This is a genomic window from Williamwhitmania sp. (assembly GCA_035529935.1).
Classification (GTDB): domain Bacteria; phylum Bacteroidota; class Bacteroidia; order Bacteroidales; family Williamwhitmaniaceae; genus Williamwhitmania.
Genome location: DATKVT010000169.1, coordinates 1 through 25,846, shown reverse-complemented (window position 1 = coordinate 25,846; position 25,846 = coordinate 1). Strand labels below are relative to the sequence as shown.

The 25,846-nt window shown below is 43.1% G+C and carries 21 protein-coding genes and 2 tRNA genes; 10 read left to right on the top strand and 13 right to left on the bottom strand.

Features of this window, described 5'->3' with window-relative positions:
• Positions 1 to 38 precede the first annotated feature (38 nt).
• The 5 genes from VMW01_12705 to VMW01_12685 form a co-directional block, all read right to left on the bottom strand.
• Entirely contained in the window at positions 39 to 1,040 is a 1,002-nt protein-coding gene (locus tag VMW01_12705) for a beta-ketoacyl-ACP synthase III (protein ID HUW07111.1), read from the bottom strand.
• Positions 1,040 to 1,981 (bottom strand): phosphate acyltransferase PlsX, encoded by a 942-nt coding sequence (gene plsX, locus VMW01_12700; protein ID HUW07110.1) that lies wholly within the window; start codon positions 1,979 to 1,981, stop codon positions 1,040 to 1,042. Before plsX ends, VMW01_12705 begins: the two co-directional genes overlap by 1 nt.
• A 236-nt stretch (positions 1,982 to 2,217) precedes the next feature.
• The gene (locus VMW01_12695) at positions 2,218 to 2,778 is read right to left on the bottom strand and encodes a DUF177 domain-containing protein (GenBank protein ID HUW07109.1); all 561 of its coding nucleotides are present in this window, start codon (positions 2,776 to 2,778) and stop codon (positions 2,218 to 2,220) included.
• 85 nt (positions 2,779 to 2,863) lie between these two features.
• Positions 2,864 to 4,663 (bottom strand): translational GTPase TypA, encoded by a 1,800-nt coding sequence (typA, locus tag VMW01_12690; protein ID HUW07108.1) that lies wholly within the window; start codon positions 4,661 to 4,663, stop codon positions 2,864 to 2,866.
• Between the two features lie 113 nt (positions 4,664 to 4,776).
• Positions 4,777 to 7,227: an FtsX-like permease family protein gene (locus VMW01_12685; protein HUW07107.1), complete on the bottom strand. Its 2,451-nt coding sequence runs from the start codon at positions 7,225 to 7,227 to the stop codon at positions 4,777 to 4,779.
• A 375-nt stretch (positions 7,228 to 7,602) separates the two neighbouring features.
• Between VMW01_12685 and VMW01_12680 the strand changes: the two genes are divergently transcribed.
• Positions 7,603 to 8,070 (top strand): methylglyoxal synthase, encoded by a 468-nt coding sequence (locus tag VMW01_12680; GenBank protein HUW07106.1) that lies wholly within the window; start codon positions 7,603 to 7,605, stop codon positions 8,068 to 8,070.
• 28 nt (positions 8,071 to 8,098) lie between these two features.
• Here VMW01_12680 and VMW01_12675 read toward each other — a convergent pair.
• The 4 genes from VMW01_12675 to VMW01_12660 all read right to left on the bottom strand — a co-directional run bounded on the left by VMW01_12675 (position 8,099) and on the right by VMW01_12660 (position 10,784).
• A tRNA-Gln gene (locus tag VMW01_12675) sits at positions 8,099 to 8,169 on the bottom strand.
• Positions 8,170 to 8,237: 68 nt separating this feature from the next.
• On the bottom strand, positions 8,238 to 9,854 hold the full coding sequence (locus VMW01_12670; GenBank protein HUW07105.1) for a PspC domain-containing protein: 1,617 nt from the start codon (positions 9,852 to 9,854) through the stop codon (positions 8,238 to 8,240).
• A gap of 6 nt (positions 9,855 to 9,860) precedes the next feature.
• Positions 9,861 to 10,190, bottom strand: a complete 330-nt coding sequence (locus VMW01_12665; protein ID HUW07104.1) for a PadR family transcriptional regulator — start codon at positions 10,188 to 10,190, stop codon at positions 9,861 to 9,863.
• Between the two features lie 12 nt (positions 10,191 to 10,202).
• Complete coding sequence (locus tag VMW01_12660) at positions 10,203 to 10,784, bottom strand: PspC domain-containing protein (GenBank protein HUW07103.1); 582 nt, start codon at positions 10,782 to 10,784, stop codon at positions 10,203 to 10,205.
• A gap of 160 nt (positions 10,785 to 10,944) precedes the next feature.
• Between VMW01_12660 and VMW01_12655 the strand changes: the two genes are divergently transcribed.
• Positions 10,945 to 11,754: a DUF2797 domain-containing protein gene (locus VMW01_12655; GenBank protein ID HUW07102.1), complete on the top strand. Its 810-nt coding sequence runs from the start codon at positions 10,945 to 10,947 to the stop codon at positions 11,752 to 11,754.
• 33 nt (positions 11,755 to 11,787) lie between these two features.
• On the opposite strand, the gene VMW01_12650 is transcribed toward VMW01_12655, so the two are convergent.
• Complete coding sequence (locus VMW01_12650) at positions 11,788 to 14,094, bottom strand: cache domain-containing protein (GenBank protein HUW07101.1); 2,307 nt, start codon at positions 14,092 to 14,094, stop codon at positions 11,788 to 11,790.
• Between the two features lie 373 nt (positions 14,095 to 14,467).
• Here VMW01_12650 and VMW01_12645 point away from each other — a divergent pair, with 373 nt between their 5' ends.
• The 3 genes from VMW01_12645 to tsaB are packed head-to-tail and all read left to right on the top strand — an operon-like array spanning position 14,468 to position 17,951.
• Positions 14,468 to 15,868 carry a TolC family protein gene (locus VMW01_12645; protein ID HUW07100.1) on the top strand — a complete coding sequence of 467 codons (1,401 nt, stop codon included), beginning with the start codon at positions 14,468 to 14,470 and terminating at the stop codon, positions 15,866 to 15,868.
• A 40-nt stretch (positions 15,869 to 15,908) separates the two neighbouring features.
• Positions 15,909 to 17,246 carry an efflux RND transporter periplasmic adaptor subunit gene (locus VMW01_12640; protein HUW07099.1) on the top strand — a complete coding sequence of 446 codons (1,338 nt, stop codon included), beginning with the start codon at positions 15,909 to 15,911 and terminating at the stop codon, positions 17,244 to 17,246.
• On the top strand, positions 17,247 to 17,951 hold the full coding sequence (gene tsaB, locus VMW01_12635) for a tRNA (adenosine(37)-N6)-threonylcarbamoyltransferase complex dimerization subunit type 1 TsaB (GenBank protein ID HUW07098.1): 705 nt from the start codon (positions 17,247 to 17,249) through the stop codon (positions 17,949 to 17,951). It begins immediately after the preceding gene.
• Between the two features lie 72 nt (positions 17,952 to 18,023).
• Here the strand turns inward: tsaB and VMW01_12630 are convergent, their stop codons facing one another.
• Both VMW01_12630 and VMW01_12625 read right to left on the bottom strand, forming a co-directional pair.
• Complete coding sequence (locus tag VMW01_12630) at positions 18,024 to 20,528, bottom strand: endonuclease (protein ID HUW07097.1); 2,505 nt, start codon at positions 20,526 to 20,528, stop codon at positions 18,024 to 18,026.
• A gap of 97 nt (positions 20,529 to 20,625) precedes the next feature.
• Positions 20,626 to 21,696, bottom strand: coding sequence for an endonuclease (locus tag VMW01_12625; GenBank protein HUW07096.1), 1,071 nt, complete (start codon positions 21,694 to 21,696; stop codon positions 20,626 to 20,628).
• Positions 21,697 to 21,998: 302 nt separating this feature from the next.
• Between VMW01_12625 and VMW01_12620 the strand changes: the two genes are divergently transcribed.
• Together VMW01_12620 and VMW01_12615 are read left to right on the top strand one after the other, a co-directional pair.
• Positions 21,999 to 22,070: transfer RNA gene (locus VMW01_12620), tRNA-Arg, on the top strand.
• A 220-nt stretch (positions 22,071 to 22,290) separates the two neighbouring features.
• Complete coding sequence (locus VMW01_12615) at positions 22,291 to 22,782, top strand: Lrp/AsnC ligand binding domain-containing protein (GenBank protein ID HUW07095.1); 492 nt, start codon at positions 22,291 to 22,293, stop codon at positions 22,780 to 22,782.
• Positions 22,783 to 23,354: 572 nt separating this feature from the next.
• Here the strand turns inward: VMW01_12615 and VMW01_12610 are convergent.
• Positions 23,355 to 24,179 (bottom strand): M90 family metallopeptidase, encoded by an 825-nt coding sequence (locus VMW01_12610; protein ID HUW07094.1) that lies wholly within the window; start codon positions 24,177 to 24,179, stop codon positions 23,355 to 23,357.
• A 346-nt stretch (positions 24,180 to 24,525) separates the two neighbouring features.
• On the opposite strand from VMW01_12610, the gene VMW01_12605 reads away from it, so the two are divergent.
• The 3 genes from VMW01_12605 to VMW01_12595 all read left to right on the top strand — a co-directional run.
• Positions 24,526 to 25,317 carry a type IV toxin-antitoxin system AbiEi family antitoxin gene (locus VMW01_12605; protein HUW07093.1) on the top strand — a complete coding sequence of 264 codons (792 nt, stop codon included), beginning with the start codon at positions 24,526 to 24,528 and terminating at the stop codon, positions 25,315 to 25,317.
• A complete protein-coding gene (locus VMW01_12600) occupies positions 25,314 to 25,754 on the top strand; it encodes a nucleotidyl transferase AbiEii/AbiGii toxin family protein (protein HUW07092.1) in 441 nt (146 codons plus the stop codon). The genes VMW01_12605 and VMW01_12600 overlap by 4 nt, the downstream gene beginning before the upstream one ends.
• A 15-nt stretch (positions 25,755 to 25,769) precedes the next feature.
• A partial coding sequence (locus VMW01_12595) for an IS200/IS605 family transposase (GenBank protein ID HUW07091.1) occupies positions 25,770 to 25,846 on the top strand: 77 nt, incomplete at its 3' end.

Genomic DNA, 25,846 nt, shown 5'->3' with positions numbered 1-25,846 from the left:
GTTGACGGTTAATGGCTGTCGTTTTTTGGAAAAGGTTACTACCTCTTACAGTTGTAGGCCCACTTGAGGTAGGCTGCACCCCAGGTAAACCCTGCACCAAAAGTTGCAAAAATAATATTGTCACCCTTCTTAAGTTGATTCTCCCATTCCCACAGGCACAATGGAAGCGTTGCAGAGGTGGTATTACCGTATCGCTCAATATTTATCATTACGCGCTCCTTAGGTAACCCCATTCTCTTAGCAGTTGCTTCAATTATTCTCATATTTGCTTGGTGAGGTACCAGCCATGCCAACGTTTCCGGTGTTAGACCGTGCTTTTCCATCATAGCCACGGCGGTATCGGCCATGTTGGATACAGCGGCCTTGAACACGGGCTGACCATCCTGGAAAATATAGTGCTTTCGATTGGCTACAGTTTCATTACTTGCAGGGTAGCATGAGCCACCGGCAACTTGATGTAAGTACTTCCTTCCTGAACCATCAACGTGCATTGCAGCATCAATAAGCCCCTCGCCGTCTACGTTGGGCTCAAGGAGCACGGCTCCAGCGCCATCTCCAAAAATTGGGCAGGTTGAACGGTCGGTATAGTCGGTAATGGACGACATTTTATCGGCACCAACAACAATAATCTTTTTGTTGCTCCCCGTTTCAATAAATTTGGATGCAGTAACCAGCGCGTATAAAAAGCTGGAACAACCAGCGTTAAGGTCAAAGCCAAAGGCATTTTTTATGCCAACCTTGTCGCTAATAATGTTTGCTGTTGCAGGAAATTGCATATCCGGGGTTACAATTCCGCAAATAAGCATGTCAATTTCTTCCGGCGATGTGTTGGTTTTTTCAAGGAGTTGCTGAACTGCTTTGGCTGCCATGTCGGAGGTACCAAGACCTTCTCCTTGCAGGATTCTCCTTTCCTTTATTCCAATTCGAGTCATTATCCACTCATCGGAGGTATCTACCATCCGACTTAGCTCGTTGTTGGTAAGAACATATTCGGGCACGTACCCACCAACTCCTGTGATTGCCGCGGTTATTTTTGCCATTAACTTAAGGCCTCCTTTATTTTTTCCGTCAAACCAGCTTCAATAACCTTTCTGGTTTGAAGAATCATGTTTTTTATGGCGGTGGCGGTGGAAACTCCATGGCCAATAATGACTGGTGCGTTTACGCCGAGCACGGGTGTTCCGCCGTAATGTTCAAAGTTAAATCGCTCAAAAAAGGGATCGCTAATATTCCTCCGCTTTATTAACTTGTGGAAGCTTTCTGCTTCCTTGAGAACTACGTTGCCAACGAAACCGTCGCAAACGATAACATCTGCTGTGTTCTCATCGAAAAGTTGATTGCCTTCGATGTTTCCGACAAATCGAATACTGGTTGATTCTTTGAGCAGTTCAAAAGTATTTTTAGCCACTAAATTTCCTTTTTCGGGTTCTTCTCCAATGTTGAGCAGCCCCACGCTAGGATCTTCTATGCCAAGTACCTCTTTGGCGTAGATGGTTCCCAAAAGTGCATATTGAAAAAGTACATCAGGCCTGGCGTCAGGGTTAAGACCGACGTCGATGAGCAATCCAGTTTTGGATTCGCATATTGGTAAAAAAGAGGCAATGCCAGGTCGAATAATTCCGCTGATGGGCTTAATATAATACATTGCACCCACCATCATAGCACCAGTACTCCCGGCGCTTGCAATCCCATCAATTTCGCCCTTTGCCAGCATACTAAATCCAACTGCAAGCGATGAGTCTGGTTTGTGCTGAAATGCTTTTGCCGGATGATCCCCCATTCCGATAACCTGGGAGGTTGCTACTATGTCAAATGCCTCCCTCGGAAAGCCTTGCTTCTCTATAATGGAAACAATTTGTTCTTTGTTCCCAAGTAAGACAATGCGAATGCTTTCAGGAATCTCCTTATGAGCTTGAATCGCTCCCAAAACAACTGCTTCGGGAGCAAAATCTCCGCCCATAGCGTCAACTCCTATTCTCATAAAGTCTCTTTCCAGTTTTAATAGTTACCCTAACGAATTAGGCTGTAACTTTTTTCTCGATAGCAAGTCTTCCTCTGTAGTATCCACACTCTGGGCAAACTCTATGATAGATTACCGGAGCACCGCAGTTTGAGCAAGTTGAAAGTGTTGGTGCAACTGCCTTGTAGTGTGTTCTGCGCTTATTTCTTCTCTGCTTCGAGATCTTGTGTTTCGGATGTGCCATTTTAACGTAATGTTTAGTTATCCTTTATGTTAGACTTCAATTCGTTCAACTTTTTTTTCCACTCTTCCTGATCATCTTCGGCGGCTGCTTGAGGCTCTTCCGAGATGACATATGCCTCCAACTTTTCTATCATCTCTGGATTGCATAAGGATTTACCGTTTTTATCGTCGGGATGAACACGGCGAACAGGTAAACTCAAGCAAATCCAGTCAAAGAGGTATTGCTTGAGGTCAAGTTCGCTCTCTGAGGGCGGTAGAAAAAGAACATCGTCATCACTATCCTCATATGCCTCTCGTTCTGAGAACTTAACGAAAAGGTTGCCGGTGTACTCTACCGGGATATAGAAGGTGTCAAGACAACGATCGCAAACTACCTCAGCATTCCCCGAAATGTGAACATCTAACTTTAAAAAGGTAGAGTTCTTGTCGAGCAATACATTAGCCATCAAATTTCCTTTCGTTACTTCAGAGCCATCAAACTCAGAAAAGAACCGATCGGAAATCTCAAACTCTAGCTCGTGTTTCCCCTGCTTTAAACCCTTGAAGGGAATAGTAAAGTCTATAAGACGGCTCACTTTTATTCAAAAAAATGTCGTGCAAAAGTATAAATTATTACCAGAATAAAAAAATATTGCCCAGCTCTGACTAGAACGCCATTCTTTATCCTCTGGATTTTCGTTTTCGTTCGTTTTCGTCGAGAATTATTTTGCGAAGGCGAATGCTTTTAGGCGTTAACTCTACATATTCATCCTCCTGAATATACTCCAGCGCCTCTTCAAGACTGAAAATAATTGGAGGAGGGAGGGTTACTTTTTCATCTGTTCCAGATGCACGAACGTTGGTTAGCTTTTTGGGCTTGGTAACGTTAACGGCTAAATCACCAGCTCGGGAATGTTCTCCAATAACCTGACCTGTGTAAACCTCATCGTGTGAGGCGATAAAGAATTTGCCCCGGTCCTGCAGCTTGTTGAGCGAGTAGGCAAATGAGGTTCCAGCCTCCAGTGCCACTAACGATCCGGTTAATCGTTTCTCGATGTCACCCTTGTAAGGCTCAAAGCCCTTGAATCGATGTGCCAATACTGCTTCGCCGGCCGTTGCGGTTAAAAGGTTGTTACGCAGTCCAATAATTCCGCGGGAAGGAATAGAGAACTCGAGGTGCATTCTATCTCCACGGTGCTCCATGGTTATCATCTCACCCTTGCGCTTGGTGACCATCTCAATGGCTTTTCCGGCAACATCTTCAGGAAGATCAATAGTGAGTTCCTCCATGGGTTCGCACTTTTCTCCAGCAATCTCCTTAATAATTACTTTAGGTTGGCCTACTTGAACTTCATATCCCTCACGGCGCATAGTTTCCAGTAATATAGAGAGGTGCAAAACACCTCGTCCGAAAACGGTAAATGAATCGGCGCTATCGGTTGTTTCCACCCGGAGGGCAAGATTTTTTTCCAACTCTTTGTCTAACCGTTCTTTCAGGTGGCGTGAGGTAACAAACTTACCCTCTTTCCCAAAGAATGGTGAATTGTTGATTGTAAAGAGCATACTCATTGTTGGTTCATCGATGGCGATAGGAACTAGCGGTTCAGGGTTTTCTATATCGCAAATTGAATCTCCAATTTCAAATCCCTCGATCCCGACTACAGCGCAAATCTCACCAGCATCAACCTGTTCAACCTTAGCTTTTCCAAGCCCTTCAAATGAGTAGAGCTCCTTAATTCGGGAGCGTATGATGCTACCATCTCGTTTTGCTAACGCTACGGCCTGCCCGGTGATTAACGTTCCTCTATGGAGCTTCCCAACTGCAATTCTACCAACATAGCTCGAAAAATCGAGCGAGGTTATGAGCATTTGTGGTGTTCCTTGAAGTGCAATGGGTTCTGGTATGTTTTCAAGAATTGAGTCCAGTAGTTGCGTAATGTCTGTAGTCGGTTTTTTCCAATCGTCAGACATCCATCCATTTTTAGCACTCCCGTATATGGTGGGGAAATTTAGCTGCTCCTCTGTAGCATTGAGGTTAAACATCAGCTCGAAAACCTGCTCCTGAACCTCTTCGGGACGGCAATTTGGCTTGTCAACCTTGTTTATTACCACAATAGGTTTAAGCCCTAGCGAAAGTGCTTTTGAGAGCACAAATCGTGTTTGTGGCATGGTTCCTTCAAAGGCATCAACCAGCAGAAGAACGCCGTCGGCCATATTGAGCACTCGTTCAACTTCACCACCAAAATCGGCGTGACCAGGAGTATCTATAATGTTAATTTTAACATCCTTATAGGCAACTGAAACGTTTTTAGCAAGAATGGTAATGCCTCGCTCTCGTTCAAGGTCGTTGCTGTCTAGAATCAGATCTCCATGTTTTTCATTGTCCCGAAACAGCTTGGCCTGAAATATCATTTTGTCTACCAAGGTGGTTTTTCCGTGGTCAACGTGTGCAATAATTGCAATGTTCCTTAGATCTCTCATCTATCCCAAAAAATTAGCACGCAAAGGTAGGCATTCTTTTTCTTATTTTTTTTTGTTGGCAGAAAATGAAAAAAGGCCGGGGGACACCGGCCTTTGGGGACATGGACAGCACCTTACTCCTGCTTTAGAGCAAAGGCTGGATCTGTTTCGGCCGCCTTTTTGGCAAGCCAACCAACAGTTACTATTGCAACCACTAACGATACTAGGGTTGCTAATACAAATGGGAATAATGTTTGCCAATAGAATGGTGAAATACCAAAGTTTATCCGATAGGCATACCCCTGAAGCCAACTCGTTGCCGCGATATAGGCAATGGGCCACGCAATAAGGTTGGCAAGCAGTACTAGCTTAATATATTCCAATGTCAACATTTTTGTGATGCTCCACGATTTTGCGCCCATCACTTTACGTATGCTAATCTCTTTTGTCCTTTGTTCGGTGAGGTACGAGGTTAGGCCCATTAACCCAAGAATGGAGGTGAAAATGGTTAGAAGCGAGAAAACTCTAAACAACCAGCCAAGTTTTTCTTCGGCTGCGTAATCCTCGTTGAGCCGCTCTTTGTAGGGAAAAATGTTGATGTCGGTTGTTGCACCGGCCTCTTTTCTCACCTTGTCGATTGCAGCATAGGCCTCTTTCTCTTTGCCTGGTTTGATGCGCACATTCATGCTGGGAAGCGGAAAGTTTGGAACAACAATGATAAATGGTTCAATTACATTGTGAACGCTTTGAAAATGGAAATCTTTTACCACCGCAATAACTTGTCCTATTTTGTCTGAATTTGCTTCAATGTCGTCAACCATGTAAATCCGCCTACCAAGAGCGTTTTTATTCCATCCAAAAAATTTTGCGGCGGCTTCGTTAATAATATATGCTTTAGTGCTGTCTGATGCATTGCCTTTTTCGAATGGTCGTCCTTCGAGGATGGGGATTTTCATCATGCGCAGAAAGTCAAAATCAACATAGTAGGCGGCGACCGTAAACTCTTTCATTCCTTCCGCTTGCTGTTCAACCCTGAATACGCGTAGGTCGTTACCCATTCCTAAGGGTGTAATGGACGATGAAAAATCTTCGATATATGGAGTCTTGAGCAGCTGGTCGCGGATGAACTCCGTTTTTTTTCTGGCGGTTGTATCCGTTTCCCGATAGACATAAAGATTGTTGGAGTCGAAGCCAAGGTTCTTGTTTCGAATGTAGGATTGCTGCATGCTTACCACCACGGTTCCGATGATCATTATTACCGAAATAGTGAACTGAATTACTACCAGTAACTTCCGTAGCAATACTTTGCTCGATGATGTTGATGCTTTACCCTTCAAAACTTCAATTGGATTGAACGAAGAAAGGTAGCCTGCTGGATAGCTGCCCGATACAAGACCAATAAAAATAGCTACTGCAAAGCTTAGCCCAAGAACCAGTGGCTGGTATAATTCAGCCCTTGTAATATTTTTGCCCGTTAGGGCGTTGAAAGGATCAATGATAGCTTCGGCTGCAATGTATGCCAATGCAAGCGATGCAAGCGATATAATCACTGATTCTGCCAAGAATTGCAATACTAGCCTTGACCTCTGGGCGCCCAGCACTTTTCGTATGCCAACTTCCTTTGCTCGATTGGCCGACCTTGCCGTTGCCATATTCATGTAGTTGATAGCCGCAATTACCAGTATGAGGAGTGCCACTAGTGCAAAGAGTATAATCAATTTACGGTTACCAACAGGCTCATCACCCTTAAGTTCTTTCCTACTAAAGTGAAGCTCTGCTAGCGGTTGAGTCTCCATCCTAAACTTGGCGTTAAGCTTTTCGCCCGCGGAGGCCATATACTTTTGGTAGAGGTAGTCGTTTTTGGCCAGAATAGAATCCATGTCGGACGGTTGCCTTAGGAGTACAAATGTGTATACGTTTATGCCAAAGAAGGCCTCTGCATTCATGTTGTTGAACCTATTTGAGCCAGCTCTTTTTTCAATGGTTTTAAGCGAAAAGAGGGCGTCAAATTTTGTGTGTGTATTTTTAGGGAGGTCACGGATTACAGCAGTTACCGTAAAATTCTGATTGTCGGGTGTTGTAATGGTTTTCCCCACGGCCGGAGAACTTCCAAACATTTGGTTGGCAATTGATGCGGTTAGCACAACTGCATTTGGTTGGGTTAAGGCATTGGTGGGGTCACCTGCAATAAAGTGCTGGTTGAACACATCAAAAAAGGTGGTATCAACCCAATACCCCTGCTTAATTTCGAACTTTTTTCCGTTGTATGATAGCTCGTTGTCTCTAAAACTGGCTAAACGAACAAATTTTTCAACTTGGGGGAATTCCTGAGCAAGCATTGGTCCAATGGCAGGGGAGGTCACTGCCACAATATCTTCACTGCCGCCAATATTGAAACGGGATTCTATTCTAAAAACTCTTTCGTGATTCTTGTAAAACTTATCATAACCCAGCTCGTCCTTAACGTAAAGAATAATAAGTATAGCCGCCAGGATGCCCGTGGAAAGCCCAATGATGTTGATTAATGAGTAGAATTTGGATCGGCTAATGTTCCGTAGTGCAGTAACAATATAGTTTTTTATCATTGGTTGTGCCTTTTTTATAATCGCAATAGGTCCCGAATTTGGTTAAACACTTTTTAAACAACCATTAAGCCAAATATTACAATACTCAGAACTGTAGTTGCCTAGAAAAAAATTATGCCTGTAAGCCACATTGAAAATGAATGAAAACGAACAATCTCTGTTCGAAAATGAACACCTGATAAATATTCTCACCATAATGCATTTCGATTTTGGGATATACTCTTCTATGTCAATTGTATGATTAAAATGTTCCTGTTGTTTTTTGCAATCGTTACCGGAACAATTAATGGTCTCTTAGCTGATAAAAGCGACAATAGTGGTTGGAATAGCGTAAATTTGCAGCATGTTTTTATTAGGTATAAATAAATTTTAGAGATGGAAGCAAAAAAAACCATTGCGTTGGTTGCGCACGACAATCGCAAGAAGGATATGATAGAATGGGTTGAGTGGAACTCAACAGAGCTGTTGCGACACGATCTTATTTGCACTGGTACAACGGGAAAGTTAATTGAAGAAGCTATACACTTCAAGGAGGGTCATGCCTCGAAGGGACTTAAGATAGCAAAGTTGAAGTCAGGACCTCTTGGTGGCGATCAGCAGCTTGGTGCCATGATTGCAGAGGGGAAGGTTGACATGCTCATTTTCTTTTGGGATCCCATGGAACAGCAGCCCCACGACGTGGACATCAAGGCGCTGTTACGAATAGCGGTTCTTTATAATATTCCTACTGCCAGTAATCGATCAACGGCTGATTTTATTATCTCATCGCCTTTGCTCACCGAGGTTTACCAGCCAAAAATTAAGAATTACTCCGAATATTTAACCCGTAGTGTTGACCTATAAAAAAACCCCGAGAAATCGGGGTTTTTTGTTGACCTACCAGGATTCGAACCTGGGCTAACTGAACCAAAATCAGTAGTGCTGCCGTTACACCATAGGTCAGTGCCGCATTTTATTGCGGTGCAAATGTAATAATTTTCTTTTTTGTGCCAAGCACCTCAGCTTAAAATCTAGTTTTTTGTGTCTGTATTTTGTAGCCCATCATCGGTCAAGCGATAGTATCCACCTGCCATATAGCCTGCTACATAGTTGAAACTGTTGTTTGATTGTTGCAGGAGCGAGTAGAGGTTGGAGTCAAAATGGATTACAGTACCTTCGGGAATTGTGAGGTTAATGATTGCCTTCTGGTTGCGCCACTTTTTGTCCTTACTAAAGGTTAACACCGGATCAATGGTTAGCGTATCCCTACTTAACGAAGTTGAGACATCAATTGAACTCGCATTTTGTTTCGCCATTGTGGTAGTTATTCCTCTCGAATAGAGATCGGTAGATACGCTAAGCGGTTGGTCCTTGCCATTTATGATATTAAGACTTGCAAGGGTCCTGATATTTTTTCCGTCGGAGTAGATCTTAACGTTATCATCGTCGAAGTCCATCCTAGTGTTGCAGAATGTTGGGAGGTTTGCCATATCGGGTGAAGCAATAAATAGCGTATCTGGCTTTGCATTTTCAAACTGTTGCGAAGTTTTAACCCACTCGCCGTGCTTAAAGCTGTTGAGTTCCGATACCCCATACCCCAATCCAACGGCTAGTGCTGCTACCCAAATAACCAGTGCCGAAAGTCCAATGGCCCTATCGTTTGCCTTAAACTTAAATGCAAGACGAAGGCCAAGGTATATTAGACCAATGGTAGGAATTAGTATTAGCAGAGTGCCGGGAATGGTAATGCCCCAAAATCCTGATTGTCCAACAAATACAGAAGCTAGGTCACGAATGTAAAAGTGGCAGTTCATGGTACCGTCGGTGATGAAATCGCTCGGGCCAAAAAACATGATAGCCAACATTGCGACAATAAGGGAAACCCCTACAATAATGAATATTGCAGCAAATATCCCAAAAATTATTTTGAAGAACACCTTGAGTATCTTGGCAAAAACGAGTAAAATTTCACCAAGTACAGAACCTAAACGATTCATAAAGTTGCCACCTCCGGTTCTCCTTTTAAGGCTTTCGGATGCCTCCTTGAACTCCTCCTCAACTTTTGATTTCACGGAGTGAATATTGAACGCATCTCCATGCATCTCCATCTTTTGACGATGGGTTTTTGCAACTGGAACAATTGCCCAAAGCACTAAATAGCTGAGCAAAGAAAAGCCGTTCCCAAAAAGATGAAAATGATGATTAAAAAGGGGAATCAAAAAGAGAAGAATAAAAACAACCCTGAAAAGAATAGGGTCTGAGTTGAAGTAAACCCCTAGTCCAGAGCAAACCCCACCAAAAACGCTATGCTCTTTATCTCTAAAAAGCCGCTTTGGGTAGCGCCTAAACCCCTCAGATGGTTCTTCTTCTGCACTCTCACCATCGCTTGGCTCCATCTGTTCTGGTGTTCCAATCTGGGCGATTACCTTTTTTGCCATTGCTGCCGTAATGGTAGCATCTTTGCTATCCTGCATTTCACCGAGCAGCTCCGCTACTCTGGCTTCAACGTCATCTCCAATTTCTTCGGCTCCCGGCTTTCCGGAAAATTCTTTTCGAATGTCGGCAAAGTAGTTGCTCAGAATGGTGTAAGCCTCGTCGTCCAACTTAAAGGCCACACTGCCTATGTTTGAATGAATTACCTTTTCCATGGTTTGCTACTTGTTTTCTCTGATTTTTTTGACAGTTTCGACCAACTCACTCCAGGCGGAATCTAGGTCCGCTAGAAAATATTTTCCCTTATCGGTGAGAGAGTAGTATTTGCGGGGTGGCCCTTGTGTGCTCTCTTCCCATCGATAGTTGAGTAGCCCTTGGTTTTTCTGACGGGTCAGGAGCGGATAAAGCGTTCCTTCTACTACTATCATTTCGGCCTCTTTAAGCTGCTGTATGATGGAGGTTGCATAGGCATCCTGTTTGGAAAGAATGGAAAGGATGCAATACTCCAAAACACCTTTACGCATTTGGGCCTTAACGTTTTCTGCGTTCATGGCTTTACGTTTTTAATGCTTTTTTGAAAAAATTTCATTGAACTCATTGGCTACTGCCCTTCTAATGTTTTCAACCGTAATGGGTTCTCCCCTCATTTCCAACTTTTGGGCAGGGGTAACAGCCTTGGGAATTGCAATCCAAAGTAAGAGGTAGAGAATTACACCGGAGAAAAAGGTGAAAAAGGCAAGTATAAAAAGTAGCCTGAAAATAATTGGATCGACTCTCCAGTAAAGTCCCATACCGGAGCAAACGCCACCTAGAAATCGGTTATCGGGATCCCGATACATCCGACGATATGGTTTACCGGTGTAGGTGCTATGTCCCTCATCGAATGAGCCGGCTTGGTCGGGCTTCCCCATAATGGTTATTACCTCTTCAACTATCGATAGGGTAACCACCTGTCCAGGGATTTTTACTCGCTCCAAAAACAGCTCGGCAATACGTGCTTCCATGTCATCTAAAATTTCCCGTTTTCCAGAATCGCTGGAAAGGTTTATTTCCCAAGATTCAAGATAGGTACTAAGCACGTGGTAGGCATCCTCGTCAACTACAAACGACTGCCCTCCAATGTTAACGTTGATTGTGCTTTTCATTGTTTTATGATATTATGTTATACACTGTAAGATGTTATGCAAATATACATTCAAAAATAAATACTATGCAATACACGGTAGTGTTATTTTGAAATTATTTTGACGAACGAAGTCGATTAGGTGTGATATGTTTTTCTATATTGTCCGAAAACACAAGGGTATGAAGGTAAGCGGTGGTTTAGTTAAAATGGAGGTATCCATTGAGAAAAGCAGTTCAGTTGTTCGCTACGGTTTGCTCCTTGGTGGCAAAAGGGTGGAGATGAATGCACTAATAGGCCGACATATTCAAATTTCTTGGTCAGGAACCATCCGGTGCCTAAGTTGTGGGGGGCTTACAATAACAAGTTACGGACAGGGGTATTGCTATCCTTGCTTTATTTCGATCCCAGAAACGGAGCCATGCATTTTAAGGCCGGAACTCTGTAGAGCACACGAAGGAGTGGCGCGTAGCATGGAGTGGGCAACCTCGCATTGCCTGCAGCCCCATTATGTATATCTCGCACTTTCAGGGGGCTTAAAAGTTGGGGTCACTCGCAAGACTCAGGTGCCAACTCGATGGATTGATCAAGGAGCTTCGAGTGCCATTTGTATAGCCGAGTTGCCAAATAGGTACCTTGCCGGAACGCTTGAGGTTGCTTTAAAAGCCAATTTTTCGGATAAGACTGATTGGCGAAAAATGTTGCTAGGCGTTGTTCATGAAGGGATTGACTTGATGGAGCAGCGAGAGCGAGCCCGAATCCTTTTTCCTGCTAACCATGCTCCCTTTTTTCTTCCAAATAACAACGTGTTTGAAATTCGTTATCCGGTAGAGGAGTATCCTACATCGATCGTTTCGTCCAGCTTTGATAAAGATAAAACGGTGGAAGGTATTTTGACCGGAATTAGGGGACAGTACCTTATGTTTGATGGGCAAAAGGTTATTAACCTTAGAACATTTAGCGGTTACGAAGTCGTTTTTGAAACGGAATAAAAAATGGCAGCAGAAGCGCGGCCATTTTTATTTTCACCTTGACGAATGAATATCGGTAACGTCTGTTGATATCTTCAGTATTTTAGAAACTTCCCCGTGTTCGTTTACAATCGGAGTGTAGGTTTCTAAAAGCACAATGCTTTTACCGTGCATTTTAAGGTGGGTTGTGTGCTTTTTTATTTTGCCTCGCAGCAAATCGTTCCAGAACTCCTCATAGCTTTGGTCAACGAAAGAGGCCATGTCGATACCGTCAATATGGTGTGTTCCAATAACTTCCTCTCTTGAGGATCCGAGCAAGTTGGCAAATGCATCGTTAACATTAATAACATTGCCGTGTGGGTCATACTCCGCCACGTAGCTGGAGGCATTTAACGCATTAACAAGGCCCTCCATTTCGGCGCCTTTTCGTGCCGACTCCTCCTGTGTGGCTTGCAGTTCTTCCATGTTTTGGCGCATCTCCTCCTCCTGTGCGGCCATAATTTCGGCTTGCTGCTGCGATTGCTCTAGCAGCTTCTTCGTTTTTTCGTTGATGCGCACTGTTTGAATGGTGGAGCCGATGTTTTGGGCTATCTTTTCTACGAATTCAATTTCGTGCTTTTGCATCTTGTAGAACGAGGCAATCTCAATTACACCAAGAATGGTATCTTCAACTTTTAGTGGCACAAGTAGAAGAACGTTAGGGTTTGCATCGCCAAGGCCACTGGTAACTTCAATATAGTTTTGTGGTATTTCGGTTAGGTATATGGTGGCTTTTTCGGCAGCACAGGCACCAACCAGCCCTTCAGCCTCCTCGTACGATTTGGTAAGATATTTTTTGCGGTCGAAGGCGAAAGCGGCTACCAGATCGTATTGGATATTATGGCTATTGTCGTCATTTTTAATAAAGACACCACCCTGGATGGCATTGAGGTAACGAACAAGGTGCTTTAAAATATTGTCAGCAAGCACCTCCATTGTCTCGTTGCTTTGGCGGAGAATCTCAGTAAATGAGGCAAGGCCCTTATTTGCCCACTGAACTTTCGCCTCCTCTGATTTCCTTTCCTCTTCATCCTTCTCTGCCTTGAGGAGGCTATCGCGCATGTTCAGCAAGGCTTTGCCCAAAATATCATCGTTGCTAAGCAGGTTAAGGTCTACATTTAAGTTTCCCTGCCCAATTTCAAGGGCAAATTCGGCCTTATCCACCAAACCGTCTATGGATATGTTAAGCGCCTTTGTCATATCATCAATCTCATCGCCAGTCTTAAAGTTTTGCCGCATGGTTCTATCGACTTTGCCAGTTGACATAAGACCTAAACTTTTAGTTACCATGCTAATTGGGGAGGTTATGCTGTTGGAAAGGAGGAATATTACCAATATCAGAATAAGCAATCCAATGATTCCTGTAATGATAGAGACGTTGTATGCATGGTTGGCTTGGCTTAGCATTGCCTTCATGGGAACGGCAATGGCAAGGGCCCAAGGAGTCCCTGTTTGACCAACATTTATGGGTGAAACTGAATAGTAATACTCCTCGCCATTCTCATTTTTAACTGTTAAGTTGAAGTTTTCTCCTTTCTGTATCTTATCCAGTAATTTGTATTTTTCATTCAGCTTTTTGCTGAAAGCAAAATCATTAATATTTTTTCCAATATAGGAAGTATCAGGAAAAGCAATATACATACCCTTGGCGGAAACCATAAATGCATAGCTGTTTTCGAAAGGCTTAATTTGGTTTACGTATTCCTGAAATCTTGTAAGCAGAAGGTCAATTCCGATGAGCCCGATATATTTTCCCTTCTCAAACATGGGGGAAACGAGGGTGGTCATTAGTCCGCCTTTTTGGACTTCGGAGATATATGGCTCTGCAATATTTTCTACCCCTGCCGCCTTCATGGCAGCGTAATGAGGTGGATCACCCGTAAGGCTGCGTATTTCCGCTTTTGTTTTTATTTCGCCGTCCTCTCGCCAGCAGAGAAAGAACTCTCTTCCATAGGGTTTGGTCCATGTGGGATCGAGATTGCTCAACTCCCAGCTGTCCCAAATAGCGTCAATTTGCGGATTTTTTTCAAGTACCCGAAGATACATTTGGGAGTAAAGGCTTTTCCTTTCAGCGCTTGTGAGTTGGTGATACTCCAAAAATGCTTGCGAGAAGGTCCGAACAATGGACATCTCTGCATTGAGCTTGCCCTCTATGTTCAACGCGGATTCCTCGGCTCGGGCATCGGTAAGAGCTGTTGCACTTGAGGTCGCCATTCGACGAGCCGAAAGGCTTATATATCCAATAGTTACAATAAATATTGCGATTACTGTTGACAGGATAAAGAGTTGTATTTTCTGTCGAATTTTAAGTTTGAAAACCATAAGCGTAAAATTTGGCGAACTAGAAGGGTAAACTTACTACTATTTTTTAAAATGCCCAGCGAAATCATTTTTCAAAAACACCTCGCATTTGGCAACACTAATTATTAATATTAATTCACCGTTATGAAATATTGAAGTGCTTAGTTTAACATCTTATAATACAGGACGATGATTGACATTTTATTGCGCAATAAATTCTCAATTGCACACTTCCTTTGTCTCAACATCCTGTTGTTTTGCAATGTTTTTATACCTTTATATGCATCAAATCTGTTTTTAGTGCGTTGTTCATAACGATGCCTTTGGCTTTGTAATTAAACTAACAGGATGAACTCCTGTCTAAAAAACTGATTTTTACCTGAAAATATTTGCTATGCGATTACAATTTTTTGCGTTCAAAGCAGGCATGTTGGTCACAACAATGCTGCTACTTTCGCTAACTTCATTCAGCCAAGAGAAAATTGATAGCCTTCAACCGACAACAACAACATGGAGCTTGCAGAAATGCATCAGCTATGCACTTGAGAACAACCTTTCCATAAAAAGTCAGGCGGAAGGTTTAACGGTTCAGAAGAATACCTTGAATGCTTCTCGCTATGGGTTGCTCCCATCGATTGATGTTGGCGGTACACAGAGTGTAAGCAATGGTCGCGCGCTCGATCAAACAACCTATCAGTTTTCGAATCAAACAGTAAAATATACCAATGCTTCCCTTTCTGGTAGCATGATTCTTTTTGCTGGTTTTCAAAAACAAAATAGCATCAAAAAAAACAACCTTGACCTGATGGCCGGGCTGCAAGATTTTGAAAAGTTGAAAAACGACATTTCGCTCAATATCGCTGCAGCCTATCTACAAATATTGTTTAATCAGGAGCTGACAAAGGTTGCAGATGACCAGCTATCACTTACCAAGTTGCAGGTAGATCAAACAAAAAAGTTGGTTGATGCCGGTAAGGTTGTTATTGGGAACCTTCTCGATGTTCAGGCACAGGAAGCATCGGAAGAGTTGCAGCTGGTTGATGCGCAAAACAATCTCTACATGTCCAAGTTAACCCTTACGCAATATTTGGATTTACGGGACAGCGTAATTGAAGTTAGTGCTCCAAATCTTGATTCAGTTCTCATCGTTTCCGTAAACGTTCAATCACAAGATATTTACCCGATTGCAGAAAAAAGCATGCCGGAAATAAAGTCGGCGGAGTTTCGAGTTGAAAGTGCGCAAAAATCCATCGATATTGCCAAGGGTGGTTATTATCCTCAGCTATCATTAAATGTTTCCTATGGCTCCAGCTACTCGGATGTCAGGGAACAAGTAAAGCTGGTGAACGGTGTGCCAATAACTGAAAAGTATCCATTCTTTAACCAGATGAAGGATAACGCCAACTTGGGCGTTTATCTGAATTTGAGCATTCCAATTTTTTCTGGATTTTCGAACCATTACAATACCAGTAGCGCTACTGCTAATTTTCAAAGAGCCAAGATTAATCTGGATATTGAAAAAAATACACTTTTCAAGAATATACAGCAGGCCTATGCTGATGCAGTTGCATCCTATCGCCGCTATGTTTCTACCAAGAAGTCGGTAGCTACCATGCAGGAATCATATAACTACACTCAGAATAGGTTCAACTTGGGATTAATCAACTCCATCGACTACAACACTGCAAAGAGTAAGCTTACCAAGGCTCAATCCGACCTGCTTCAGGCAAAGTATGAGTATATTTTTAAAACTAAAATACTGGACTTTTACCGAGGAATGCCCATTAAGCTTTAGCCCCATAACTTTAAAATAATAAACATTAAAATATTTTCTAATGAAAAAGAAGAACCACACCCTCAAATATGCATTGATAGGAGTTGCTGTCATTGTGGTGTTTATCATTGTTGGTAAATATGCTGGATGGATAGGCAAGGAGGATGCCATAAAGGTGGCAGTTGAAAAGCCAACCTATAGAACCATTGTGGAAACAATAACTGCAAACGGTAAAATTCAACCAGTTACCGAGGTTAAGATTAGCCCTGATGTTTCTGGCGAAATTGTTGAGTTGCCTGTTAAGGAGGGCGATAAGGTTACCAGAGGCCAGCTTCTTCTTAAGATTAAGCCCGATATTTATATCAGCGGCTTGGAGCGCGCCGAAGCTGCGTTGAACTCTGCTAATGCAAGGTTCGTGCAGGCCGATGCTCAGCTTCAGCAAGCGAAGTTGTCCTATAATAGGAACCAGGATCTTTTTAAACAGAAGGCCATTTCTCAATCCGATTATGAAACGGCTGAGGCACAATATAAGGTTGCCCAAGGAGACCAACAAGCAGCAAAGTATAGTGTAAGTAGTGCAGCAGCATCGCTCCGTGAAGCAAGAGAAAGCCTATCAAAGACCACCATTTATGCTCCTGTATCGGGAACTATTTCGAAGCTCAACGTTGAAAAGGGCGAGCGCGTGGTAGGAACAGCACAGATGGCTGGAACAGAGCTGATGCGTTTGGCCAACCTCAGCAACATGGAGGTTCGGGTAGACGTTAACGAAAACGATATTATTCGGGTTAGGTTAAAAGATACAGCACTTGTTGAGGTGGATGCCTATATGGATAGAAAATTTCGTGGTATTGTAACTCAAATTGCCAACTCTGCCAGCGTTCAGGGAACTTCATCGGATCAGGTTACCAGCTTTGAGGTTCGAATTTTGCTTCTCGAAGAATCGTACGCCGATTTGCTGAAGAAGGGTATCACCAACCCATTTCGTCCAGGAATGTCAGCCACTGTTGATATTCAAACTGAGCGTAAGGTAAATGTGCTTTCAGTACCCATTCAGGCTGTTAGCGTGAAGATCGATAGTTCAAAAATGGATAACGGAAGTGCCAGTGATGACGAAACCGCTTCGAATAACAATGACAATAGCAACCAGAAGACCAAGACTATTAAGCCCGAAACAGACAAACCACAGGAGATAGTGTATGCGGTAATGTCGACTAACAAAATTAAGCAGATACCTGTTACTACCGGAATTCAGGATGACAGCTACATTGAAGTAACAAGCGGTCTTACCGATTCTATGAACGTGGTTGTTGCGCCATTTAGTGTAATTTCGCGCCGGTTGAAAGATTCTGTTCTTGTGCAGATTGTTCCTAAAGACAAGCTGTTTGATAAAATGAAATAGATGGCATTAATTCTTATGCTGGAAACTAGCACCGATGTGTGCTCTGCTGCCCTTTTTAACGAAGGGCAGCTTTTGTGTTGTCGAGAAAATAGCGAGGGCCGTTCTCATGCCTCTACGCTAGCCGTGTTTATTGATGAGATATTGAAGGAGGTCAACATTTCTCCAAAGAACTTGAGCGCCGTGGCAGTTAGCAAGGGGCCTGGTTCGTATACGGGTCTCAGGATTGGTGTATCCACAGCAAAGGGAATTTGCTTTGCTCAGAACTTGCCATTAATTGCAGTCGACAGTTTGCAGGCTATGACTTTTGGAGCCATCGGTGCACTTAAAGAGAGGGGAGACGACATTGAAGGCATGGTGTTTTGCCCCATGATTGATGCCCGACGAATGGAGGTCTATTCGGCGCTATACTCCAGCCAACTGGCGGTTGTTGAATCGGTAAAGGCCACAATTGTGGACGAATCTACTTTTACCTCAATTTTGGAAAAGAGCAGGGTGGTATTCTTTGGAAATGGTGCTGCAAAGTGTCGTGCGGTTATTTCGCACGCCAACGCCATTTTTCTTGAGGATAATTTTTCCTCGGCAAAAAATATGGTATTGCCCTCACTGGAAGCATTTAAATCCTCCAATTTTGTTGACACTGCCTACTTTGAACCCTTTTATTTGAAGGATTTCGTGATTACACAATCGAAGAAAAAGTACATATAGCAAAAACCCCGGTGAATTTCACCGGGGTTTTTTATTGTGGCTATGGTCTATAGCCATTATGTTCAGTGTCTGTTATTTTGAAACGTTAAGTTTTCTTGTAACCATACCCTTTACTGTTGATATTCGGATGAGGTAAATGCCGCTACTCAGTGAAGCAATGTCAATGCTTTGATTTGGCAAAACACTTCTTCTCTCAATAATTTTCTTCCCCGTAAGATCATAAACGGTAATGTTTATTGGGGTGCTACCGTTGGTAGCAACAGCGAATTGTTGGTGAGCCGGGTTTGGGTAAATTTCCAATTTATCGGCAGTAGTTGTGCCAATGCCAGTGGACAGATTAACCAGTGAAGGTGATGATGAAATGCTCCCACCTTGGTTATCTGTTGCGGTAAGGCTGAAGTAGAGCGCCGTAAGTTGCGGAACAGTGAAAGTGGCCTCAAAGGTTGAGCCGGATTGCACCTGCATGGCTTGCTGGTATGGCATATTATCGCTTGCGTCTCCATAATTAACCGTAGCACTAGTAATAGTACCATCAGCATCGGTAATTGTTGCTGAAATGGTTAATTCATAATTCACCATAGGCTGGTTTGGGCTGAAGGAAACATTGCTAACTACTGGAAGTTGATTAGATGAGGCCGCTGCATCAATGGTATAAACCATTGAAGTTGCCGCTAGGTCTTGATTGTCTGTTGCCTCAACTTTGTAGTAAACCGTGTTGGCTTGCGGGAAGGTGAATGAACCAGTGTAAGTTGTGCCCGACTGCAGCACCATTGCTACCGTTTGGTTAAGATTGTTTTGGTCGGTACCATACCTTAGGGTTACCGTTTTAACCGAGCCATCGGCATCGGAAACTGATGCGGTAACGGTGGTATTTGCCCCTTTTTCAGGATTTGCGGGTGTGTTGTGAATGCTTGAAATTTCTGGGGCTTGGTTGGTGGGGTTTGAACCGGGTGTTGCGGTAACAACCACATCGTCCACATCCCAAAGTGCTGATGAATTGGAGCCAACGCCAGTAGAAGCATACTTGAAACCAATGTAGAATTGCTTTCCATCAACGGCTGCGAGGTTAATGCTGCCACTTGAGGCAAATGCGTTGGAGTTTGCAGCAGGAACGGTGTAGGATAGGAGGTTCCATGTTGCTGCATTTGGACTCCCAACTCCCAGGTAGTTGGTAGAGTAGTATACCGTTAGGGTGTTGGGGTAGTTGGTGTCGGTATACTTTGTTTTCACGTTGAAGGTTAAAGCCACATCGTGATAGCTCGTTGCATCTACCTTGCTGGTTACCAACCAATCTTCGCTAGCCACATCTCCACCATAGCCATTGGCCTCCATGTATTGGTTGCTATAGCAGGTCCAGTTTTTGTTGGATGTCACGCTGTAGGTCACCCAACCCGTTGGCAGGCAGCTGGAAAAATCAACTGAGAGAATGTTTGTGGGAGCAACGCTGTTTGCAACGGTATAGCTTTGAGTTTGGGTTAGTTTATTCCCACCCTCATTGTCCTCCGCATAAACGGCATAGTATATGGTGCTACCAGCAGCTTGTGCAGGAATAGCCGATGTTGTTGTGTAGTTACTACCATCGGTTGAGGTCATGGAAATCTCATTGGAAATGCTCGATGTGGTTCCCCACCTTAAATTAACCAAGCTAATGGTTTTGGTAGCAGAAACCGTTGCCGAAATGCTAACCGTGTTGGTTTCATTTGGCTGCGCTGGATTTAGCGCAATGTTGGAGACCTGAACTCCGCTGGGTGTTTCTCCACCCCAAACATACTCCGCATACTCTGGGTGGTCGATGTAGGGGTTGCGGTTTCCCTGAATGGCATACACTGCATTGTTACGGTCAATTTCCTTTTGGCTAACCGGATCCTCTCTACTCCACTTGAGCAGCAGCTGAACGAACCAGCTCTTGTAAGCTGGGTAGGCGTCACCATCAAGAATACCCTGTGCTTCGGTGGCGTACGATGCCCAGCTCGCAATTTTATCCTCGTAGCAGGTGGCCATGTAGAAGTAGGTGCGTGCAAGGTCGCCCTTATACTCATCGATGGGTTCAAAGGCCTTTCCAGAGAATCCTGTAGCGGGATCCGATGGACCTAACTTGCTCCCGTTGGAGGAGAACTGGGTTTCAGGTGTATTGAGTACTTCACAGTAAATGTAGTTGCTTCGCATTCCGTTCACCTTACCGTCGGTGGGATAGAGGTGGAATAGGTCGGTGTACATTGGGGTGGCCTCGCTAAACCAACTTTTAGGGAAGGAGTGTTCACGATTGTAGCAATCTCCTTCCTTTGAATAAGTTCCACACTGGTTGGTGGAAAAGGTGAATTCATATGCAGGAGTTCCACCTGGTACGTCGGAGTACATATCCCAAACCTTTCCATTTGCCTTCTTGTCTGTCGATTGAAAGTCAGTCCACAGTTGGGCGTATGTTTGCTCGTTATGGGTTTTAATGATGTTGAAGAGAGCAGTTTTAAGCGTAGCTCCGGTCTTCCCATCGGCGTTGTTGTAGTAGCCGGTAGGGGCTTGGGCCCACATCAAGAGTGGCACTAGCCACAATAACAGAAACAGTATATTTTTTCGCATGTTTAGCTTTTAAGAGGAGGTGAGTATGCTCACTACCACCGATTTTGTCGGTAGCAAGAAGCTGTTATCAACTTGGTCTTTAGTCTGTTTTTCGGATTTACCTTTGGATTGTAATTTTCTTTACAACTGAGCCACCATTGTATTTTATTCTTACCAAATAGAGTCCATTCCGAAGGTCTCCTACCTGAATGGATTGGTTGGGGTTAACCTCATCAATTTTCTTAATTCTCTTCCCTATGAGGTCAAAAATCTCAACCGAAAAAGCACTTTGGTTGGGTAGGTCAATCTTAAATTCTGTGTTTGCAGGGTTTGGATAGATGGAGATGGGAGAGCTAGTGGTGGTGGTTACCGAGCTGGAGGCATCCCAAATCATGGCTGCATATTCTGGATGATCGATAAAAGGATTTCGGTTACCCTGAATTCCATAAATGGCATTGTTGCGGTCTATCTCCTTTTGGCTAACCGGATCTTCGTTGCTCCACTTTAATAGTAACTGGACGTACCATGTTTTGTATGCTGGAAAGGAGTCACCATCAAGAATTGCATTTGCCTCTGTGTTGTACGATGTCCAACTTGCAATTTTATCTTCGTAGCAAGTGGCCATGTAGAAGTAGGTGCGGGCAAGGTCGCCTTTGTATTCATCGATCGGTTCAAATACCGTTCCTGAAAAACCCGTCGTAGGATCAGATGAGCCAAGTTTGCTACCATTTGAAGAGGTATAGCTTGGTGTTTGAACTAGGCCATAGATATAATTGCTTCGTACATTATTCACCTTCTTGTCGGTTGGGTAAAGATGGAATAAATCGGTGTACATCGGAGACGATTGTACTCCACCAAACCAACTATTTGGGAAGGAGTGCTCCCTGTTGTACTTATCGCACTCGTTACTTCCACCGGTACCATTATCCTGATCTGTAACAAAAACAAAATTGCACGAAGAATAAATATCCCAAACATAGCCATCGGCTCTTTTATCGGTTGTTTGGAAGTCGGTCCAGAGCTGCGTATAGGTTCTCTGAGTGTGTGTTTTAATTATATTGAAAAGAGCCGTTTTGAGCTCTGCTCCAGTTTTTCCACTGGTGGCATCGTAGTAACCAGCAGGGGCCTGTGCAAGAAGGAAAATTGGCAATAGCCAAAATAGAAACGAAAGAGGTAAAAGTTTTCTCATAGTCAACTCTTTATTATCACAGCGTTTTTGTCAGCAGTGCTTTTTTTTAAAGATAAGGGAGCTAAGAAACGAATAATTTTTTACCTGTTAAACGGCAGTCACAAAAAAAAGTGGCATGCTTTACGTAAATTGTTTTAATTCTTCTAAAATGAAGATTTCGATTGCGCGTTCTTTGTGCAGGTTGAATCGTAGCACTGCGTTGTATTCCGTCATGTTTTTTTCTTTTCTAAAGAGGTTTACCCACCTGTGCATATTGCCTGCAATTTTTCAATTATTTTTCTAATTTTGCATCCTCAATGCATGGCCCCATAGTTCAAGGGATAGAACGAAAGTTTCCTAAACTTTAGATTCCAGTTCGAGTCTGGGTGGGGCTACAAAAAAGGTCAACTCTTAGGGGTTGGCCTTTTTTTACTACCTAAAACGCAGGTGAGAAATTCGTTTATGAAAAATTTAATTCTTTTACTAGTGTATGGTTCCCAGCGTGAAAGAAAACTTAGACTAAACAAAATTTGTTGTTTTGCTTATATATTTTTAGTAAAACGATGAAAATAATATCAATCTATTACTATATTCGCTTTTCGAAATCGTAAAGCAATGGCTGACAAGTTTGAAGTAGATGAAATTGACAGGAAGATACTGTCGTTTCTAGTGAAGAATGCCAGAATGCCCTTTCTGGAAATATCCCGTGAGTGCGGCATCAGCGGTGCTGCTATCCATCAGCGGGTCAAGAAAATGGAGGATGCAGGCATCATTGCAGGCAGCCAGCTGGTGGTGAAACCCAAGGCCTTGGGTTTTGACGTGTGCGCCTTTGTGGGCGTTCAACTCTCACAATCGAACCAGTACCCCGGCGTGGTAGAGGCACTCAGAATTATGCCCGAGGTGGTGGAGTGCCATTTTATTACAGGACCTTATGCGGTGATGCTGAAGCTCTTTTGCCGCGACAATGAGCATCTGATGGAGGTGCTGGTAAACACCATTCAGAACATTCCCGGCATTTCGAATACGGAGACCTTTATTTCGCTGAACCAGGCAATCGAGCGCCAGGTATACGTGAAGGAGCCTCATATTAAGAAGATAAAAAAGTAGGGCGTATTTGCCTATTTCAGGTTAAGGCTTGAGCAGCGCGTTGCTGATTCAAGCCCTTTCTGTCTATGGGTGGCCGCCTTGTGGTTTTTCTTCCAACCGGTAACATGGTGGGTTGTGCTATTTAATTGTACAGCTTATTGCTTGTTTTTTGATGCGCTTAATTGAGCGAAGAAATGCAAGTTTTGTTCTCTTCGGCCCTGTTCTCACAGGAACTTTCTGCTCTTCCATTGCCCTTGTGATGCATTATTCGCGCTCTTTTATTGCCTCACGCCTAGCTGTTAGCACCTCAATGTTCTACCGTAGTTCTTCCTTGCAGGCTTCCAACTCCAAAACTTGTTATCAGTTTTATTCGTGCAGTGGCTGTTTTATTGTGGCGTAATTTGATGTTCTAAATGGAGGGGATGAGATATTCCTCGGCTTTATCAACACAGAAAATCTGGCGCGGTTGCCGCCATGCGAAGGAGGTGGTTTTCAGAATGCCATCAACTCTTCGTGGATTTTTACGTGAAGGAGGCTTTGTTCAAAAAAGCGGTGGGCACATTGCGGCGCAAAATCGCTTTTTCTGTATCTCCTCATTTTGCCGTTTGCCTGTAACTATCTGGGTTTTGGTGAAAAATGGTGGTGAGGTAGGCGTATAGGTCGGGCTGCTGATTCTTCATTTTTTCGGGGTCATCGAAGAAGTACTCGCTAGCCACGGCTAGGAACTCGGCGTTGTTGGTAAGGGCGTATGGGTTGATGTTAGATTCTCCCTTCTCAATTCGTGCAATCTCCTTTTTTATCTCCTTGAGCCAAGCGAGGGAGTAGGAGTGCTCCATCAGTATTTCTGGAATTCCGTCGATGTCGCCATCGGCCTTGTCGATTAGGTGGACAAACTCATGGATTCCCACGTTTTGCGTATGCCGCTGCCCATCGAAAGCGCGCTCTAGGTCGGGTTTGGAGAGTATAACCTCGCCGTTGAGGAAACCGCTTCCCACCATGCCAAGGATGTTGCGGTGTTCCACCGTAGGGCTGGTTTGGAAGCTGTCGTCGAAGGAGTTGGGGTAGAGCAGCACCTCGGTTACGTTGGGGTAGCTATAGTAGGGGAGCGCAAACATGGGAATAATGGCGCTGGCGGCCACAAAGAGCCTATCCTCATCGGTTACCTCGGTATCGATTCCGGTGATGTTTTTTTTCGCCAAGAACAGTAGAATCCGCTTTTCAAACTCCACTTTTGCCACGGGCGAAAGATTTTTGTAGTAGCGAATACGCTGCTGCATAATGGCCCGGAACTCTTCGGGGAACGGCTTTTTAAGCAGCTCGGGATGCGATGGCTGACGCCTTACAACGCCCTTGTACACCACATAGGCGGAGAGCAGAAAAAAGATAATGGAGAAAATGGTTATTGCTGTTTGGCCCATGGTGGTTGCATGCTGGTTACCACAAATGTAGAATTTATTTCAAGTTAGCCAAGGTTCTGTCCATGGGCTTTTTGGGTGTTCTTAAAAAACAGCGCAGCCGTTTTTATTGGTTTTGTGAAAATTGTTTTACTTTTAAGTAAGATATAAGCTACACCTATAGGTGGGTCATAAATGAGTTGTGTTTCATGCTAAGAGAAACCGTGCAAAAGCGCACCCACAAACAACATATTTAAAGCCCCTGCAGGCTTCCTATTTCCAGAATTTTTTTGCCATCACACAAAGAAGGAATAGTAATAATTTGAGAATAGTAGAATAATTTAATACTTTTATAGAATATTTCCTAAAGATGAATGCAAAAGAGTATATAAAATACCTGTTGTCTGTTGAAAGTTACTCATTTTCAGTCGATGAGATTTCCAAAGCAACAGACGGTACCAGTAACTCTTTAAAATTTGAACTACACAGATTATCGGAAAAAGGAGAGGTAATAAACCTCCGAAAAGGGTTTTATTTAATCATTACACCTAGATATTCTTCTGCTAAGAAACTTCCTATACAACTTTATTGCGAAAAGTTATTTCAATATCTTAATAGGAATTATTACGTTGGCTTATTTTCTGCAGCAAAATTTCACGGAGCAAGTCACCAACAAGTTCAGAGAGATTACGTGATAACAGAACAACCAAAGTTCAACGACATTTCAAAGAATACGATAGATATCCGTTTCTTCACAACAACTAACTGGTCTGATAAGAATATTCAACATAAGAAATCCGATGCAGGGATTTTTAAGATTTCCAGTCCTGCTTTGACAATTGTTGATTTAATACACTATCAGACAAAATTGGGTGGTATTAACAGAATGCTTGCAACTATTGAGGAGCTAACTGAAGAATTGACAGGATCAGATTTGTCAGAACTTTTAAGTTGGTATCCAAATAAAAGCACCTTGCAAAGATTAGGTTTTTTGCTTGAAGAATTAGGTTCAAAAAAGGAATATGAAGAAATAATTTATTCAGAACTAAAAGCAAAAAACTTCTTCCCCGTTTTATTAAGCCCAAAATCGAAAGAAAAACCAGGGGCTGTTGATAATAAATGGAAAGTGGATGTTAATGTGAGATTAGAACGTGATTTATGATACCTAAACCATATATAGCGAAATGGCAGAAACATGCACCTTGGAAAGAATTTTCTCAAGTTGAACAGGATTTAATTATTTCACGAACATTAGTTGAAATTTTCTCTGACGATTTTTTGAGAGAGAACCTTGCATTTCGCGGGGGAACCGCATTACACAAACTCTATCTTAGTCCAGCTTCTCGATATTCTGAAGATATTGATTTGGTGCAAATTAAAGAAGGTCCAATAAAACCCATAATGGAAAGGTTAAATGAAGTTATTACCTTCTTTGAAGAAAAAAGAACAACACAAGTTCGTGGACATGGAGCCAAAGCTTTGTATCGTTTTACTTCGGAATATGAAGAAATACGAATGAGATTGAAACTCGAAATAAACTGCAAGGAACATTTTAATCTCGTTAGGTCTAATTCCTCGAAGCTCTGCTTCGAAAATTAATTATATTTTTGTTATGTGAGTGACTATATACATAAAAGCCATAATGTAACTGTTATACTGTATCCTTTTGTTTGTCCTGCAAAATACAGGCG